Raw genomic sequence first — 15997 nt, forward strand, 5'->3', positions numbered from 1 at the left:
CCCGTGGTCGCGGGTCCCGGTACCGCGGCGCCCGTGCCCCAGGGTTCCGAGACCGCGAAGGCTCGGGGGAGCGGCGAGGCCGGTGACGAGGTCGCGTTCACGATCCCGGACCCGCGCATCACCGAGTCGAGCGGCCTCGCGCTGTCCCCCACGCACGACGGGGTCGTCTACACCCACAACGACAGCGACGCGGGCCCCACCTTCTTCGCGCTCGGTCCGAAGGGCGCGACCAGGGCGACCTTCACGCTGCGCGGCGCCCAGGCCCGCGACTGGGAGGCCATGGCCGCATCCAAGGACCCTGAGACCGGGCGGGGCGTGCTGTGGTTCGCCGACATCGGCGACAACTTCGACGGCGCGTGGCCCGACATCTCGATCTACAAGGTGATGGAGCCCGCGACGGTCAGGGACGCCGTCCTGCCCGCGGTCCGGTATCGCTTCAGGTACGAGGACGGCGGGCACAACGCCGAGGGCATCATGGTCAACCCGAAGACCGGACGCCTGTACGTGGTGACCAAGCAGTTCGCGGGGGCGATCTACGCGGCGCCGAGGCGGCTGAGCGCGAGCAGGACGAACGTCCTGCGCAAGGTCGGGTCCGCTCCGATCATGGCGACGGACGCCGCCTACGCGCCGGACGGGTCCAGCTTCGTGGTGCGCACCTACTTCTCGGCGACGGTGTACAAGGCGCTGGACAAGCCGCTGACGCGCGTGCCGATGCCCGCGCTCGACCAGGCCGAGTCGATCGCCTACACCGGTGACGGCAAGGCGTTGCTGGTCGGGAGCGAGGGCGCCAACAGCCCCGTCTACCGGGTGCCGCTGCCGGAGAACGCGCTGCCCACGCCGACACCCACGCCGACGCCGACGCCGTCAACGCCCGAGCCCCTGCTCGAGGCCGCGGACGGTGAGACGGTGGCCGCCGATTCGCCCGGAGGCATCACAGGGACGGACGTGCTGCTCTGGCTGGCGGTGGCGACGGGCGCGACCGGCGTGATCACGATCATCGCCAGGAAGTCCCGATGAGTCGTGGTGCCTAGTCGCTTCTGAGTACGACACCGCAAGCGATCATCAAGCCGGGTGCGGCATTGTTCTCGCCATGCGCGTGAACTGTCCCGATTGCGGCCTTTCTCTAGCCGGGCCCGCCGGCGTCTGCCCTCGATGCGGGCTGCCGCTGACCGGGCCCGTGGCGGTGGAGCTCTGGAAAGTCGACGGGGCGCTGGCGGGGCTCAGGGTGCAGGAGGCCGAGCTCAGAGGACGGCGGGAGCGCCTCCTCTCGCTCCTGCGCGCCGACCGCGCGAGGCTCGCCGGACGGGCGGCTCCCCAGGAAGCCCCGGAGCCAGGTGGCGCGACTCCGCGAACCGGCACCGGTGAACCGGCCTCGGCCCCGGTGACGCCGCAGGGCGCCGGGCTCTCGAGTGGCCCGCGGCACCTGGAAGCGCCGCGTGACCCGGGTGGGCCGCAGCAGCCAGGGATGCCGCATGGCCCAGGTTTCCCCGGTGGGCCGCAGCAGCCGGGGATGCGGCGTGACCCGGGCACCCCGGGCGGCCCGCACCCGGGCTCACCGGGCGGCCCGCACCCGGGGAGGCCGCGTGACCCGCGTTTCCCCGGAGGGCCGCCGTACCAGGGGATGCCGTATGGCGCCGGCACTCCAGGAGGCCCGCAGGGCGAGGTGTCCAGGAAGACCGCGCAGAACCTGCTGCTGGTTCTCGGCGGGCTCCTGCTCGCGGTGGCGGCGATCGTGTTCACGGTCGTCAGCTGGGGCCGGCTGGGCATCGGCGGCAGGGCGGCGATCCTCACGGGCCTGACGGTCGTGACGCTGGCCGTCCCCGCCGTGCTGCTCAGACGGAAGCTGAACGCGACGGCGGAGACCGTCGGCGTCCTGGGGCTGGCGCTGATGCTGCTGGACGGCTACGCGGCCGCCGCGGCGGGGTTGATCGGCTCCGTGGACATGTGGGACCACACCGCCGCGACGATCGCGGTGGTGGCTCTGGCAGCGGCGCTCTACGCCAGGCTGCTGCCGTTGAAGGTGCCGCTGCCGCTGGCGGTCGTGCTGGCGCAGGCTCCGCTGCCCATGCTGGCGACGGGGCATGGACGCGGCTGGCCGACCGCCGCGCTCGCCGCCACGGTCGTGCTGAACGCCGCCGTCTGGTCCGTCGCGCGGACGCGGGGGCTTCGCGTGACGGCGGTGATCTGCCTGGCGTTCACGGGGTCGGTCGCGCTGCTGGGGACGTCGGTGGCGACGATGATGCCCGACCGGTTGCTGCACGCGCCCTCGCTGGTGGTGCTGGCCGCCACGTGGTTCTTCGTGGCCTTCCGCACCAAGGACGACGCCGGGCGCGTGTTCGCGGCCATCGGCTCGGCGACGGCGCTGGTCGCGGCGGCGGGAGCGCCGGGGATCGGGCTGCTGTCGGAGCACTGGCAGGTGGTTCCGTACGTCGTGGCGGCGCTGGTGGTGGCGGCCATGGCGCGGGCGCTTCCCGTACGGCTGCGCACGCCCTACGCCCTCTCGGGGGCGGGGCTCGCGCTGCTCGGCGGCCTCGTGGTGACGCCCCAGACGCTGCTGGCGGTGCTCGACGCCCCTGTGACGACCTGGCGCGACCCGTTCATGGTCGTCGGGTTGCCCGCGGCGCCAGTCGTCTTCGCCCTGCTGGCGAGCCTTCCGCTGATCCTGGGGAGGGCGCGGTGGGCGGCGGTGGTGCCCGCGGCGGCGGCCGTGGTGGTCGCACCCGTGGTGTACGGCCTGCCGTACCTGGTGGTGGTCGGGGTGCAGCTGGCGGTGGCGCTGGGGTTCACCTTCGCCGCCGTACGGTTCAGGGTCCCGGCGGCTCCGTGGGTGGCGGGGATCGTGGGGGCGATCGCGGTGCTGTGGTCGCTGGATCAGCGGCCGGTGGCGTACGCGGTGCTGGGGGCGCTGCTGGTGGTGTGGGGGCTGCTGTACCGCAGGCCTGCCGCGCTGGTGGGGGCGGCGCTCGCGGGGTCGGGGCTGGTGTGGGTGGCGCTGGAGGGGCTGGGCCTGCCCGTGCGGGACTCGGCGGCGGCGGGGCTGGCGGTGGGCGCAGGCCTGGCCCTGCTCGGCTGGTACGGCACCCGCGCCCCCGACGCCGGAGCTGGGCCAGGGAGGACCGGCGGCGGGGCCACCGATGGCGGCGGGGGCGTCGGCGGCGGTGTGGCCGGTAGCGGTGTGGCGGGCGGCGGTGTCGTCGGCAGGGTGACGGCGGTCGTGCTGGCGTCCCTGGCGCTGGTGGTCGTCGCGGATGTGCCGGCGGGGGCGTTCGGCGGCTACCTGCCTGTGCTCGATCCCTGGCGCGGTGGGCCGGACTTCACGGGGGGCCGGCCGCTGGGGCTGGCGGCGGTCGGGCTGGCGGGGGTGGTGCTCGCGCTGGCGGTACGGCCCGCTCTGGTGGTGCTGGCGGGGGTCGTCGTCGTGGCGGCTGCCCCGGTGGCGGTGCGCATGCCGTACGTCGTGGTGCTGGTCGGGATGGTCGTGGCGACGGCAGGGACGGCGTGGACGGCGGCCGGCGGGCGGAGCGGCACGGCGGGCGACACGGGAACCGGCACGGCGGGCGGCACGGTGCGCAGGTCGGCGGGCGGGACGGCTGGCAGGGTGGCGGGTACGGGAGGTGCGCTCTGGCTCGGGTCGCTGGCGCTGGGATGGGCGCTGGCGGACGAGACCGCGACGCTCGCCGTGCTCCCCGCGCTGGCCGCCATCGCCGCGGCCACCGGCCTCCTCTGGCGGCCCCTCCCCGAGACGGGGGCGCCTGAGACGGCGGCGAGACAACCCCAGACGGCGGCGACGACAGCACCTGCGACGGCGGTGGGTGTGGCGCGCCTGGAGCGGGGGGCCGGGTTCTGGTGGGTGGTGCTGGCGGGGGCGCTCGTGGCGGGTGAGGCGGTCGCCGTGGCGGCCTCCCTGGAGGTGCGGGCCGTCGAGGCGTACACCGTGCCGTTCGCCCTGCTCATGCTGCTCGTCGGTGCGTGGCGGGGCAGAGCGGTCTCGTCGTGGCTCGCCTACGGTCCCGGCCTCGCGCTGGCGTTCGGGCCGAGCCTGTTGCAGGAGGCCACCCCGCTGAGGGCGTTCGCGCTGGGCGCGGCGGCGCTGGCCGTGACGCTGGCGGGGGCGTGGCGGCGGCTGCAGGCGCCCGCGCTGATCGGCGGGGCGACCATGGCGATCGTGGCGGTGCGGGAGCTGGCCCCGTGGATCGCCGACCTGATGGGCGCGGTGCCCCGCTGGGTGCCGATGGCGCTCGGCGGGCTGCTGCTCCTGGTGGTCGGCGCGACCTACGAGGCGCGCAAGCGCGACGTTCGCAGGCTCAGGGACGCCGTCGCAAGGTTGCGGTGAACCCCTCGCCCCTGAGCGCCCGCTCGACGGCCTCGATCGAGCGGGCCAGCTGGACCAGCCTCGGCCCCTCGCGGCGGTAGACGTCGAGCACCGCCTCGACCGCGTGGGGCGGCAGGTGTCCCTTCAGCTCGACCGCCGCGCCGCGGTACCCGGCGCGGGCGGCCTCGATCGACGCGCGGACATGGTGGCCCGCCATCCTGGCCAGGGCGTAGGGGTGGCGGCGCAGCACCTCGTAGGCGCGGTAGTCGGGTGGGACGGCGTCGAGCAACCACGCGACCGCGGACGTCTCCCACTCGGGGATGTCGGGCGTGCGGACCTCGGACGGCCATTCCGGAGGCACGTACACCCCTTCATCGTACGCGTGTTCGATTGAGGTGGGAAACGTCCAAGCGCTAGCTTCCAGGCCATGCGCGTGTTGGTGACCGGTGCGTCGGGATTCGTTGGTTCGCATGCGGTCACCGCTTTGCGTCAGACGGGTCATGAATGCCTTCTCCTGGTGAGGAACCCGGAGAAGGCACGGAAGATCTTCAAGGTGCCCGGGGTCCTCTACGAGGCCGACATCAGGGACGCCGACGCCGTACGCAAGGCGTTGGAGCAGTGTGACGCGGTCCTGCACACCGCAGCCGACATGGGCGTCACGGGACGTGACGTCGACCTGGGCGGCGCCAACGTGCGCGGGCTGAAGAACGTGCTGGCGCAGGCGGTGGATCTGGGCCTCGACCCGGTCGTGCACGTCTCCAGCGTCGCGGTGTTCGTGCCGCCGAGCGAGCCGGTGCTCACGGTGGACAGCCCGCTGGCCAGGCCGCGCGGCGCCTACGGCCAGACCAAGCTGTACGGCGAGCGCTACGCCAGAGACCTCGACGGCGTGACGATCGTCTATCCCGGCGGCGTCATCGGCCCTGCCCAGCCCACGCTCGACACCCTCAACGAGGGTTTCAGGGCGGGGCTGCGGCAGGGCTGGCCGATCGTGCCAGGCGGGGTGAGCGTGCTCGACGTGCGCGACCTGGCCATGGCGCTGGCCAGGTGCTTCAGGCCCGGCCAGGGCGCCCGGAGGTACATGCTCGGGGGACATTTCCTGACCTGGGAGCGGCTGGCGGCGGTCTGCGAGGAGGTCACGGGACGCCGGGTCAGGCGGCTGAGGATGCCCGGCGGGCTGCTGAGAGCGGCGGGCTCGAGCCTCGACCTGCTGAAGCGCGTGGTCCCCATCGACCACCCGTTGACTCGCGACGCCGCCGATCTCATGCTCACCCTGGTGCCGACCGACGACACCCGCACGCTTCAGGAGCTGGGGCTGACACTCAGACCCGTGGAGGAGAGCGTGGCGGACACCGTGCGCTGGCTCGTCGCTGAAGGACACTTGACCTCATGACAGAGCGGATCGGCGTCATCGGAGCGGGCATCGTCGGCCTGGCCGTCGCCAGGGAGCTCGCGCGCGGCAGGGGCGCGGAGGTGACCGTGTTCGAGGGCGAGAACAGGGTCGGCGCGCACCAGACGGGCCACAACAGCGGCGTCGTCCACGCCGGCATCTATTACCGGCCAGGCTCGCTCAAGGCGACGCTGTGCAGGGAGGGCGCGGCGCTGCTGAGGGCCTACTGCGCCGAGCACCGCCTGCCGTACGAGGAGGTGGGCAAGCTGGTGGTGGCCTCCACCGGCGCCGAGCGGCCCGCCCTTCGCACGCTGGCCGAGCGGGCCAGGGCCAACGGCGTGCCGGACATCGCCGAGCTCGACGCGCTCGGCCTGCGCGAGATCGAGCCGCACGCGGTCGGCGTCGCGGCCGTCCACTCGCCGCACACCGCGATCACCGACTTCCCCGCCGTCGCCCGCAGGCTGGCCCAGGACGTAGCGGAGCTGGGCGGGTCGGTACGGCTCGGCCAGCGGGTCAGGGCGCTGCGCGAGAGCGCCACCCAGGTGGAGGTGCTGGCGGGGCGCAGGAAGTTCGCCTTCGACGCCGTCGTGGCCTGCGCGGGGCTCGGCACCGACGCGGTCGCGAAGATGGCGGGCCACCCGGGCCAGGTGCGGATCGTCCCCTTCAAGGGCGAGTACTACGCCCTCACGGGGTCGGCCAAGGACCTGGTGCGCGGCCTGATCTACCCGGTGCCCGACCCCCGCTACCCGTTCCTCGGCATCCACCTCACCCGCAGGATCGACGGAGAGGTGCTGGTCGGGCCCAACGCGGTGCTCGGTGACGTGCGCGCGTTACTCACCTGGCCCGGCACCCGCCGCCTGGCCGTCAAGCACTGGCGCACCGGACTCGCCGAGCTGTACGGCTCGGCAGTCAAGGGCGCGTTCGTCCGCGCGGCCAGGCGCTACGTCCCCGCCATCGCAGGAAGCGACCTGGAGCGAACCGAAGGAGGGGTTCGCGCCCAGGCGGTCTCGCGCGACGGCGGCATGGTTGACGACTTCGTGGTCGACGTCCACGGGCGCGTCGCGCTCGTGCGCAACGCCCCCTCGCCCGCCGCCACCTCCAGCCTCGCGATCGCAAGGCATATCGCGGGGATTGTCCCAGCACTCGCCCGTTAAGGGCATTCTTAGATGTGATGGCCACTATGGACGCCGTGGAAGCACGCCTGCTGATCGTCGAGGACGAGCCGAACATCCTCGAGCTACTCGCCGCGAGCCTGAGGTTCGCGGGTTTCGACGTGTCGACCGCCAAGAACGGTCTGGACGCGGTCAGTGCCGTCCAGCGGCACAGGCCCGACCTCGTCGTGCTCGACGTGATGCTGCCCGACCTCGACGGGTTCGAGGTCGTGCGCAGGCTGCGCAGCAGCGGGCAGGGCACCCCCGTGGTGTTCCTCACCGCCCGTGACGAGACCGAGGACAAGATCAGAGGGCTGACGATCGGCGGCGACGACTACGTCACCAAGCCGTTCAGCCTGGAGGAGGTCGTGGCGCGGATCCGCGCGGTGCTCCGCCGTACCTCGGGCGATCCGCAGGCGCCGCCGCCGCGGCTCACCTTCGCCGACATCGAGCTCGACGAGGAGAGCCACGAGGTCTGGAGGGGCGGCAGGCCGGTCTCGCTGTCGCCGACCGAGTTCAAGCTGCTGCGCTACCTCATGGCCAACTCCGGCAGGGTGCTGTCCAAGCCGCAGATCCTCGACCACGTCTGGGACTACGACTTCAGGGGCGAGGTGGGCATCGTCGAGTCGTACGTGTCGGTGCTCCGCCGCAAGATCGACAACAGGGAACCGCGTCTCATCCACACCCTGCGCGGTGTGGGATACGTGCTGCGCAGCCCTCCCGAGTCATGACGCTCAGGATCAAGCTCATCGCCGCGACGCTGGCGCTGCTGGCGTTCGGTTTCACCTTCATCGGCGTTCTGAGCGTCTCGGTGCTGCACAACTACCTCATCGACAGGGTGGACACCCAGATCTCGGTGGTGGCCACCAGGGCGCTGATCCGCATCCAGCACAAGGGCTCGCCAGGGCTGAAGAACCTCGTCCTGGAGCCCGACGCGATCATCAGGGCCGGTGGGCCCTGGCTCAGCGGGCTCGACGCCGACAACAGGCCCAGGCCTGTCGTGCCCGATCCGCCTCCCGCTGTCGCCACGACCGTCCCGGCCGTCTCCGGCGACGGCGAGTGGCGGGTGCAGCTGGTGCGCGGTCCGCAGAGCGGCAGTGTGCTGGTCGCCGTGGACCTCGACGAGGTCACCCAGATCACCCGCAGGCTGGCGCTCATCGAGCTGCTCGGCGGCGGCGGCATCCTGCTGATCCTCGCCGTCGTGGGCGTCTCCGCGGTGCGCGGCAGCATGCGCCCGCTCGCCGAGATCGAGCGTACGGCCGAGGCCATCGCGGGCGGCGAGCTGGGCAGAAGGGTGCCGGACGGCGACCCGCACACCGAGGTGGGACGCCTGGCCCGCGCGCTCAACGGCATGCTGGCCCAGATCGAGTCGGCCTTCGCCGCGAGGACCGCCTCGGAGAACGCCGCGAGCAGGTCGGAGGAGCGGATGAGGCGCTTCGTCGCCGACGCCGCCCACGAGCTGCGCACCCCCCTGACGACCATCAAGGGTTTCGCGGAGTACGCCAGGCAGAACCCCGATGCCGACCCCGCCGAGATGCTGCACCGCGTCGAGCGCGCCGCGGGCCGGATGAGCCTGCTGGTCGACGACCTGCTGCTGCTCGCGAGGGTCGACCAGCAGCGCCCGCTGCAGATGCGGCCCGTGGACATGCTGGCGCTGGCCGCAGACGCCGTCCACGACGCCCGCATCCTGGCCCCCGACAGGGGCATCTCGCTGGAGGTCGTCGGCGGCGCCGCCCTGATCGTCTCGGGCGACGAGGTACGGCTGCGCCAGGTCATCGGCAACCTCATGTCCAACGCGCTCACCCACACCCCTGGCGACACCCCCGTCACGATCAGGGTCGGAGCCTCGGGCGAGACCGCCTTCCTCGAAGTGGTCGACAAGGGGCCGGGGCTGACGCCCGAGCAGGCCGAGCGGGTCTTCGAACGCTTCTACCGCGCCGACTCCGCCCGCGCCCGCCGCTCGGAGGACGACAGGGGCAGCGGCCTGGGCCTGGCCATCGTCGAGGCGCTGGTGCGGGCGCACGGCGGCAGCGTGGTCGTCGACAGCGTGCCCGGCGAGGGCAGCGTCTTCCGCGTCGAACTCCCACTCGCCCCTGAGTAAGCCTTCAGCTTTCTCTCAGCCTCCTCGGGCACTCTGGCAGGTGTGAACACACCTGAGGCGCTGATCCTGGTGGTGGACGACGAGCCGAGCATCCGCGACCTGCTCTCCGCCAGCCTGCGCTTCTCCGGCTTCGAGGTGCTGACCGCGGCCGACGGCCTGGAGGCCGTGGAGATCGCCGAGCGGGTCAAGCCCGATCTCGTGGTGCTCGACGTGATGCTGCCCGACCTGGACGGGTTCGAGGTGGCCAGGCGGCTGGACGCGCCCGTGCTGTTCCTGACCGCGCGCGACGCCGCCGACGACAAGCTGACGGGGCTCGGGCTCGGCTACGACTACGTGACCAAGCCGTTCAGCCTGGAGGAGGTGCTGGCCAGGGTGCAGGCGGTGCTTCGCCGTACGCGGGGGGAGTCGGGCGGCGGCGCCCGGCTGCAGGTGGCCGATCTCGTGCTGGACGAGGCCGAGCGCGAGGTGTGGCGCGGCGAGCGGCAGGTGCACCTGTCGCCGACGGAGTACAAACTGCTGCACTACTTCATGGCCAACGCGGGACGGGTGCTGTCCAAGGCGCAGATCCTCGACCACGTCTGGAACTACGACTTCGGCGGCGACGCGGGCGTGGTGGAGTCGTACGTGTCCTACCTGCGTCGCAAGGTGGACGACGTGGAGCCGCGACTCATCCACACGCTCCGCAGCGTCGGCTACGTGCTCAGGGAGCCACCACCCGACTAGCGTGGGGGTTATGGACCTCCTCGAGGCGTTGCGGTCACTGCGGCGCCTGCTCTCCGCCGATCTGTTCCCGTTGGCCATCGGTGATGTGGAGGCCGACAGGCGCGCGCTGACCGAGTTGACGGGGCAGCTGGACGACTACCTGCTGCCTCGGTTGCTGACGCTCGACGCCCCACTGCTCGCGGTGGTGGGAGGATCGACGGGCGCGGGCAAGTCGACGCTGGTCAACTCCCTGGTCGGGGCCGACGTCTCCGAGCCGGGAGTGCTGCGGCCCACCACGCTGGCGCCGACGCTGGCGGTCAGCCCTGACGACACCGCGTGGTTCATGTCGCTCGAGGTGCTGCCCGGGCTGCCCCGCGTGACGGGGTCGTCGGGCGATCCCGGGACGCTGCGCGTGGTACCCGTGCCCACGCTGGCTCCCGGGCTGGCGCTGCTGGACGCGCCCGACATCGACTCGGTCGTGACCGCCAACAGGACTCTCGCGACGCAGTTGCTGGCCGCCGCCGACCTGTGGCTGTTCGTCACCACCGCCGCCCGTTACGCCGACGAGGTGCCGTGGAGCTTCCTGCGCTCGGCCAGAGAGAGGAGCGCGGCGCTCGCGATCATCCTGGACAGGGTGCCGCCCGACGCCGTCGATCCGGTCTCCGCCGACCTCAGGCGGCTGCTCGAGGAGAACGGGCTGGCGGGCACGCCGCTGTTCACCGTGCCCGAGGCGGTGCTCCTGAGCGAGGACGGCAGGCTTCCCGAAGGCTCGGTGGAGCCCATCGTCTCCTGGCTGGCCGGTCTCGCGGCCTCCTCGCAGGCCCGCGCCGACGTCGTCAGGCAGACGCTCGCCGGGGCGCTCGACAGCCTGGCGACCAGGGTGCCCGCCCTGGCCACGGCCGTCGAACGGCAGCGGGAGGGCGCCGACAGGCTGGCCGAGATCGTCTCCTCGGCCTACTCGGGCGGGATGGCCACCTTCGACGAGGGCATGCGCGACGGGTCGCTGCTGCGCGGCGAGGTGATGGCCAGGTGGCAGGACTTCATCGGTACGGGCGACCTCATGCGGTCGCTGGAGTCGCGCGTCGGCTGGCTGCGCGACCGGGTCTCCGCGCTGTTCACCGGACGGCAGGCGCCCCAGGCCAAGCTGCGGGTCGCGCTCGAGAGCGGCGTCGCCTCGCTGATCAGAGGGGCGGCCGACGGCGCGGCGGAGCGGGCGCTCGAGGGCTGGAGCGCCGCGCCCGGCGGTCGCGACCTGCTGGAGCGGGCGGGCGCGGTGCGGGCCGCCAAGCTCGGCAGGGCCTCGTCGGGGCTCGACTACGACGACGTGGTGAGGGGCTGGCAGGCCTACGTCCTCGACCTGGTCAGGCAGGAGGGCGCGTCGCGGCGCACCACGGCTCGCGTGGCCTCCTTCGGGGTCAACGGGGCGGGGCTGCTGCTCATGCTGGCGGTCTTCGCCTCCACCGGAGGGCTGACGGGCATCGAGGTCGGCATCGCGGGCGGCACGTCGGTGCTGTCGCAGAAGGTGCTGGAGGCGATCTTCGGTGACCAGGCGGTGCGCACGCTGACCGCCATGGCCAGGGACGATCTGCGGGCCAGGGTGAAGGGGCTGCTCGACGAGGAGGCGGCCAGGTTCACCGAACTGCTGGAAGGGGTCTCGGTGTCGGCCGACACGGCTCCCGCGCTGCTGGCGGCGGAGCGGGCGGTGCGCGACCACCAGAGCGAGCTGCCGGGCGGCGAACGACCGGAGGCCACCTCACCCGAGCAACCCCCGACCCCCGAGGCCACCTCACCCGAGCCCCCGAGAACCGAGGCCGGCTCGCCCGAGCCACCCCCGAGAACGGCTCCGGCGGAGTCACCCCCGAGAACCGCTCCGGCGGAGTCGCCACCTGGAACGCCTCCGGCGCAGCCGCCCCCGAGGGGCGCTCCTGCCGATGACGTCTCCGGCGTGAGGGAGGGCGAGTGAAGCTGCTGCGGCGCAAGGAAGGCCCCTCGCTGGACGACCGGCTGACGGCCCTGCTGGAAGCGGCCAGGCTGGCCGAGGGCAGGCTCCCTCAGGAACTCGTGGCACAGGCGAGGGAGGTGTCCGAGCGGGCTGGCGAACGGCGCAGCCTCTCGGTCGACCACACGGTGGCCGCGCTCGCGGGCGCCACGGGCAGCGGCAAGTCGTCGCTGTTCAACGCGCTGGCAGGGCGCGACCTGGCCGCCGTGGGCGTCACCAGGCCGACCACCTCGACGGCCCAGGCCGCGCTGTGGGACGGCGAGGGCGCAGGGGCGCTGCTGACCTGGCTCGACGTGCCGCACCGCCACGAGGTGGAGGCGGAAGGCGACCTGCCGGGCCTCGTGCTGCTCGATCTGCCCGACCACGACTCGATCGAGCTGACCCACCGCCTGGAGGTGGACCGGCTGGTGGAGCTGGTCGACCTCCTGGTGTGGGTGGTGGACCCGCAGAAGTACGCCGACGCCGCGCTGCACGAGCGTTACCTGCGCCCGCTGTCGCGCCACAGCGAGGTGATGGTGGTCGTGCTGAACCAGATCGACCGCCTCTCCGCGACCCAGGCCGAACGCTGCCTGGCCGACCTGCGCCGCCTCCTCGAGGAGGACGGTCTCGCCGGAGTCCCCGTGCTGGGCGCCTCGGCGCGCACGGGCAAGGGCCTGCCAGAGCTGCGCGGCCTGCTGGAGGAGCGCGTCTCACGGCACAGGTCGTGGGCCGAACGCCTGTCGGCCGACGTCTCCACCGCCGCCGCTCGCCTCTCGGCAGCCGGCGACGAGGCCGTCTCCGTCGGCACACCCGACGGCGCACGGCTCACGCGGGCGCTGTCCGAGGCCGCTGGCGTGCCGCTGGTGGTGGACGCGGTCGCGAAGGCGCACACGCACAGGGCGGTGGCCGCGACCGGCTGGCCGATGACGAGGTGGATGCGCAAATTCAGGCCCGATCCGCTGCGCAGGCTCGGCATCGGCTCGGGCGCGCGCGGCGAGATCGTGGGCAGGACCTCCGTGCCCCAGCCCTCCGCCGTGCAGAAGGCGCGGATGGAGACCGCGATCAGGGACGTCGGCGACGCGGCCGCGCGCGACCTGCCGGAGCCGTGGGCGGCGGCCGTACGGCATGCGGCCCGCTCCCACGACGACGACCTGGCAGGGGCGCTCGACAGGGTGGTGGCCACGAAGTCGGCCGGCGCCGCGCGAAGGCCACGATGGTGGGCCGTGATCGGCGGGCTGCAGTGGATGGTTTTCGCGGCGACGGTGCTCGGCGCGGTCTGGCTCAGCGTGCTGTTCGTCCTGACCTATCTGCGGCTGCCCGATCCGCCGCTGCCCACGGTGGTGGAGGTGCCGTGGCCGACCGTGCTGCTGATCGGCGGGGCGGTCGCAGGGGTGCTGATCGCGTTGCTCTCGAGGATCGCCGCGTGGGCGGGCGGGCGCCGCAGGGCGAGGAAGGTGGCCAAGGCGTTGAGGGAGGGGGTCGGCGAGGTCGGCGGCAGGCTGGTGCTCGGGCCCGTGTCCGAGGAGCTCGACAGGTACCGGAGCTTCACCGAGGCGCTGGGTGTCGCCCGCTCATGAGCGGGCGCCCACGGTTCCGCCTGACCGCCGAGCATCTCGGCCACGCCGCGGAGTGCGAGAGGTGACGCCCTGTGCGGCTCAGTCCAGGGGATGGCTCGCCGTCAGCGTGGTGAGCAGCGGGCGGAGCAGGGGATGCAGGTCGGCGCCCTTGCGGACGGCGGCGAAGACACGGCGCTCGGGCCCGGGGATCCGCTGGACGATCACGCCCGACAGGTCGAGGTCGCGCAGCGCGAGCCTGGGCACGAGCGCCACGCCCGCCCCCGCTCCGACCAGGGCGACGACCGCGCGGAAGTCGTCGGAGGAGTGGGCGAAGCCGGGCGTGAAGCCCTCTCTCTCGCAGGCGAAGGTGATCACGTCGTGGACCGGATTGCCGGGGTAGGGGCCGATCCAGTCGTCGCCCGCCAGCTCCGCCAGCGTCGAGGCAGGGGCGTGCTCGTGGGGCAGCAGCAGGTCGAACGGCTCGGCGTAGAGCGGGATGCGGGTGAGGCGCTGGTCGTCGGGCGCGCCTCTGTACTCCACCGCGATCGCCAGATCGGCCTGGTCGTCGAGCAGCATGGTGAGACCGCGGTCGCCCTCCGCGTCGAGCACCCTGATCTTCAGCGCGGGGGCGCTGAGCCGCAGCGCGCGCACGGCGGGCGCGAGCACCGCGCTGATCGCGGTGGCGAACGAGGCCACCGACACCTCACCCGCCGAGCCGGTGGTGTAGGCGGCCACCTCGGCCTCGGCGCGTTCGAGCTGGGCGAGGACCTCGTCGGCGTGTCCGAGCATGATGCGCCCTACCGCGGTGAGCCTGATGCCCCTGCCGTCGCGGGCGAACAGCCGGTGTCCGACCTCGTGCTCCAGCGCGCCGAGCTGCTGGGAGACGGCGGAGGGTGTCAGGTGCAGCGCGGCGGCCGCCGCGGTCACCGTGCCGTGGTCGGCCACCGCGCGCAGGGTCCGCAGCCGGCGAGTGTCAATCACCCGCCCATTGTCACCTGCCTGGCGGGCGGTTCCTGTCGGTCGGCTCTGGCAGGATGCGGCCCATGGAGCCATCGAAGGTCGTTCAGGAGTTCTGGGACCGCATGCAGGCCCGCGACTGGGAAGGGCTCGGCGCCCTGCTCGCCGACGAGCTGGTGGTCGAGTGGCCGGTCAGCGGCGAGCGCATCGTGGGCCGCGACCACTTCGTCCGCGTCAACGCGGAGTATCCCGAAGGGTGGTCGATCAGGGTGCTGCGCGTCGTGGCCGACGGCGACTCGGTCGTCTCCGAGGTGGAGGTCCCGCACGAGACGATGGGCGTCCACCGCGTGGCGTCGTTCTGGACGATCGAGAAGGGCAGGATCGTCACCGGCCGTGAATACTGGACGGAGCTGGGATCCGACCCCTCACCGGAGTGGCGGGCGGCCTACGTGCAGCGGATGTGAGCGAGCCCACCGGCCCGTGACCGGTGGGCTCTTCGGGTTGCCAGCGTCCTGTCAGGCGGACCTGGCGGCGATGAAGGCCTCGACGGCGCGGTCGACGTCCTCGGCCGAGTGCGCGGCCGACAGCTGCACGCGGATGCGCGCCTGGCCGTGCGGCACCACGGGGTAGGAGAACCCGATCACGTAGATGCCCTGCTCGAGAAGGCGCTCGGCCATGGCGCCCGCCTCGGCGGCGTCGCCGATCATGACGGGTGCGATCGGGTGGTCGCCGGGCAGGACGTCGAAGCCCGCCTCGGTCATCTTCGTGCGGAAGCGCGTGGTGTTGGCGCGCAGCTGTTCGCGGGCCTCGCTGGAGGTCTCCAGCAGGTCGAGGATGCGCAGTGACGCCGAGGCGATCACCGGGGCGAGGGAGTTGGAGAACAGGTAGGGGCGCGAGCGCTGGCGCAGCAGGTCGCAGATCTCCTTGCGGGCCGACACGTAGCCGCCGCTGGCCCCGCCGAGGGCCTTGCCCAGGGTGCCGGTGATGATGTCGACCCTGTCGGTCACCCCGTGCAGTTCGGGGGTGCCGCGACCGGTCGGGCCGACGAAGCCGACCGCGTGGGAGTCGTCCACCATGACCATCGCGCCGTACTGGTCGGCCAGGTCGCAGATCTCCCGCAGCGGCGCCACGTAGCCGTCCATGGAGAACACGCCGTCGGTCACGATCAGCTTGCGCCGCGCGTCGGACGCCTCCTTGAGCCTGGCCTCGAGCTCGGCCATGTCGCGGTTGGCGTAGCGCAGGCGGCGGGCCTTGGAGAGCCTGATGCCGTCGATGATGCTGGCGTGGTTGAGCGCGTCGGAGATCACCGCGTCCTGCGCGTCGAGCAGCGTCTCGAAGACGCCGCCGTTGGCGTCGAAGCACGAGCTGTAGAGGACGGTGTCCTCCATGCCGAGGAAGTCGGAAAGGCGTGACTCCAGCTCCTTGTGCACCTCCTGGGTGCCGCAGATGAACCGTACCGAGGCCATGCCGAAGCCCCAGCGGTCGAGCGCCTGCTTGGCGGCCTCGACGACCTCGGGATTGTCGGCGAGCCCGAGGTAGTTGTTGGCGCAGAAGTTCAGCACCTCGCGGCCCGCGACGCCGACCGTGGCGCTCTGCGGGGTGGTGATGACCCTTTCGGGCTTGAGCAGCCCGGCCGAGGTGATCTCGTCCAGCGTCGCCCGCAGGTCATCCCGCGTCTTTCCGAACATCACACGCTCCTATCTCTTCTGAGGGGGAGGTCGCACCCCGCGGTCCGCGCGGCACTTTCCCTGGTCGCAGGTGGTGGCCTTCGGGATCGGCCCGATGGGGTCGTACCCCGCGGTCCGCGCGGCCCTCTCCCCGGTCGCAGGTCGGGGCCTTCGGGAGCGGCCCCG

At 72.8% G+C, this 15997-nt stretch carries 13 protein-coding genes; 10 read left to right on the forward strand and 3 right to left on the reverse strand.

Annotated features, from left to right (window positions below; genetic code table 11):
• Positions 1 to 33 precede the first annotated feature (33 nt).
• A complete protein-coding gene (locus ABFX50_RS42220; RefSeq protein ID WP_346154832.1) occupies positions 34 to 1017 on the forward strand; it encodes a hypothetical protein in 984 nt (327 codons plus the stop codon).
• Between the two features lie 646 nt (positions 1018 to 1663).
• Positions 1664 to 4333 carry an SCO7613 C-terminal domain-containing membrane protein gene (locus ABFX50_RS42225; RefSeq protein ID WP_346154834.1) on the forward strand — a complete coding sequence of 890 codons (2670 nt, stop codon included), beginning with the start codon at positions 1664 to 1666 and terminating at the stop codon, positions 4331 to 4333.
• Here the strand turns inward: ABFX50_RS42225 and ABFX50_RS42230 are convergent.
• Positions 4305 to 4679, reverse strand: coding sequence for a hypothetical protein (locus ABFX50_RS42230; RefSeq protein WP_346154836.1), 375 nt, complete (start codon positions 4677 to 4679; stop codon positions 4305 to 4307). The two genes, ABFX50_RS42225 and ABFX50_RS42230, sit on opposite strands and share 29 nt — an antisense overlap.
• Before the next feature lie 60 nt (positions 4680 to 4739).
• Between ABFX50_RS42230 and ABFX50_RS42235 the strand changes: the two genes are divergently transcribed.
• The 7 genes from ABFX50_RS42235 to ABFX50_RS42265 are packed head-to-tail and all read left to right on the forward strand — an operon-like array spanning position 4740 to position 13208.
• Positions 4740 to 5702: an NAD-dependent epimerase/dehydratase family protein gene (locus tag ABFX50_RS42235; RefSeq protein WP_346154838.1), complete on the forward strand. Its 963-nt coding sequence runs from the start codon at positions 4740 to 4742 to the stop codon at positions 5700 to 5702.
• Positions 5699 to 6853, forward strand: coding sequence for an L-2-hydroxyglutarate oxidase (gene lhgO, locus ABFX50_RS42240; protein ID WP_346154839.1), 1155 nt, complete (start codon positions 5699 to 5701; stop codon positions 6851 to 6853). The genes ABFX50_RS42235 and lhgO overlap by 4 nt, the downstream gene beginning before the upstream one ends.
• Before the next feature lie 26 nt (positions 6854 to 6879).
• On the forward strand, positions 6880 to 7581 hold the full coding sequence (locus ABFX50_RS42245) for a response regulator transcription factor (RefSeq protein ID WP_246452186.1): 702 nt from the start codon (positions 6880 to 6882) through the stop codon (positions 7579 to 7581).
• The gene (locus ABFX50_RS42250; protein WP_183654657.1) at positions 7578 to 8951 is read left to right on the forward strand and encodes a HAMP domain-containing sensor histidine kinase; all 1374 of its coding nucleotides are present in this window, start codon (positions 7578 to 7580) and stop codon (positions 8949 to 8951) included. The genes ABFX50_RS42245 and ABFX50_RS42250 overlap by 4 nt, the downstream gene beginning before the upstream one ends.
• 42 nt (positions 8952 to 8993) lie before the next feature.
• Positions 8994 to 9674: a response regulator transcription factor gene (locus ABFX50_RS42255; RefSeq protein ID WP_183654661.1), complete on the forward strand. Its 681-nt coding sequence runs from the start codon at positions 8994 to 8996 to the stop codon at positions 9672 to 9674.
• Positions 9675 to 9684: 10 nt separating this feature from the next.
• Positions 9685 to 11616, forward strand: a complete 1932-nt coding sequence (locus tag ABFX50_RS42260; RefSeq protein WP_346154843.1) for an ABC transporter — start codon at positions 9685 to 9687, stop codon at positions 11614 to 11616.
• Positions 11613 to 13208, forward strand: a complete 1596-nt coding sequence (locus tag ABFX50_RS42265) for a GTPase family protein (RefSeq protein ID WP_346154845.1) — start codon at positions 11613 to 11615, stop codon at positions 13206 to 13208. Before ABFX50_RS42260 ends, ABFX50_RS42265 begins: the two co-directional genes overlap by 4 nt.
• A gap of 78 nt (positions 13209 to 13286) precedes the next feature.
• Here the strand turns inward: ABFX50_RS42265 and ABFX50_RS42270 are convergent, their stop codons facing one another.
• Positions 13287 to 14168, reverse strand: coding sequence for a LysR family transcriptional regulator (locus tag ABFX50_RS42270; protein WP_183654681.1), 882 nt, complete (start codon positions 14166 to 14168; stop codon positions 13287 to 13289).
• 62 nt (positions 14169 to 14230) lie between these two features.
• Between ABFX50_RS42270 and ABFX50_RS42275 the strand changes: the two genes are divergently transcribed.
• Entirely contained in the window at positions 14231 to 14608 is a 378-nt protein-coding gene (locus tag ABFX50_RS42275; protein WP_183654684.1) for a nuclear transport factor 2 family protein, read from the forward strand.
• Positions 14609 to 14659: 51 nt separating this feature from the next.
• On the opposite strand, the gene ABFX50_RS42280 is transcribed toward ABFX50_RS42275, so the two are convergent.
• Positions 14660 to 15832 (reverse strand): glycine C-acetyltransferase, encoded by a 1173-nt coding sequence (locus ABFX50_RS42280; RefSeq protein WP_346154847.1) that lies wholly within the window; start codon positions 15830 to 15832, stop codon positions 14660 to 14662.
• Between the last annotated feature and the right edge of the window lie 165 nt (positions 15833 to 15997).

The sequence above is a fragment of the Nonomuraea recticatena genome, assembly GCF_039533245.1.
GTDB classification, from domain to species: Bacteria; Actinomycetota; Actinomycetes; order Streptosporangiales; family Streptosporangiaceae; genus Nonomuraea; species Nonomuraea roseola.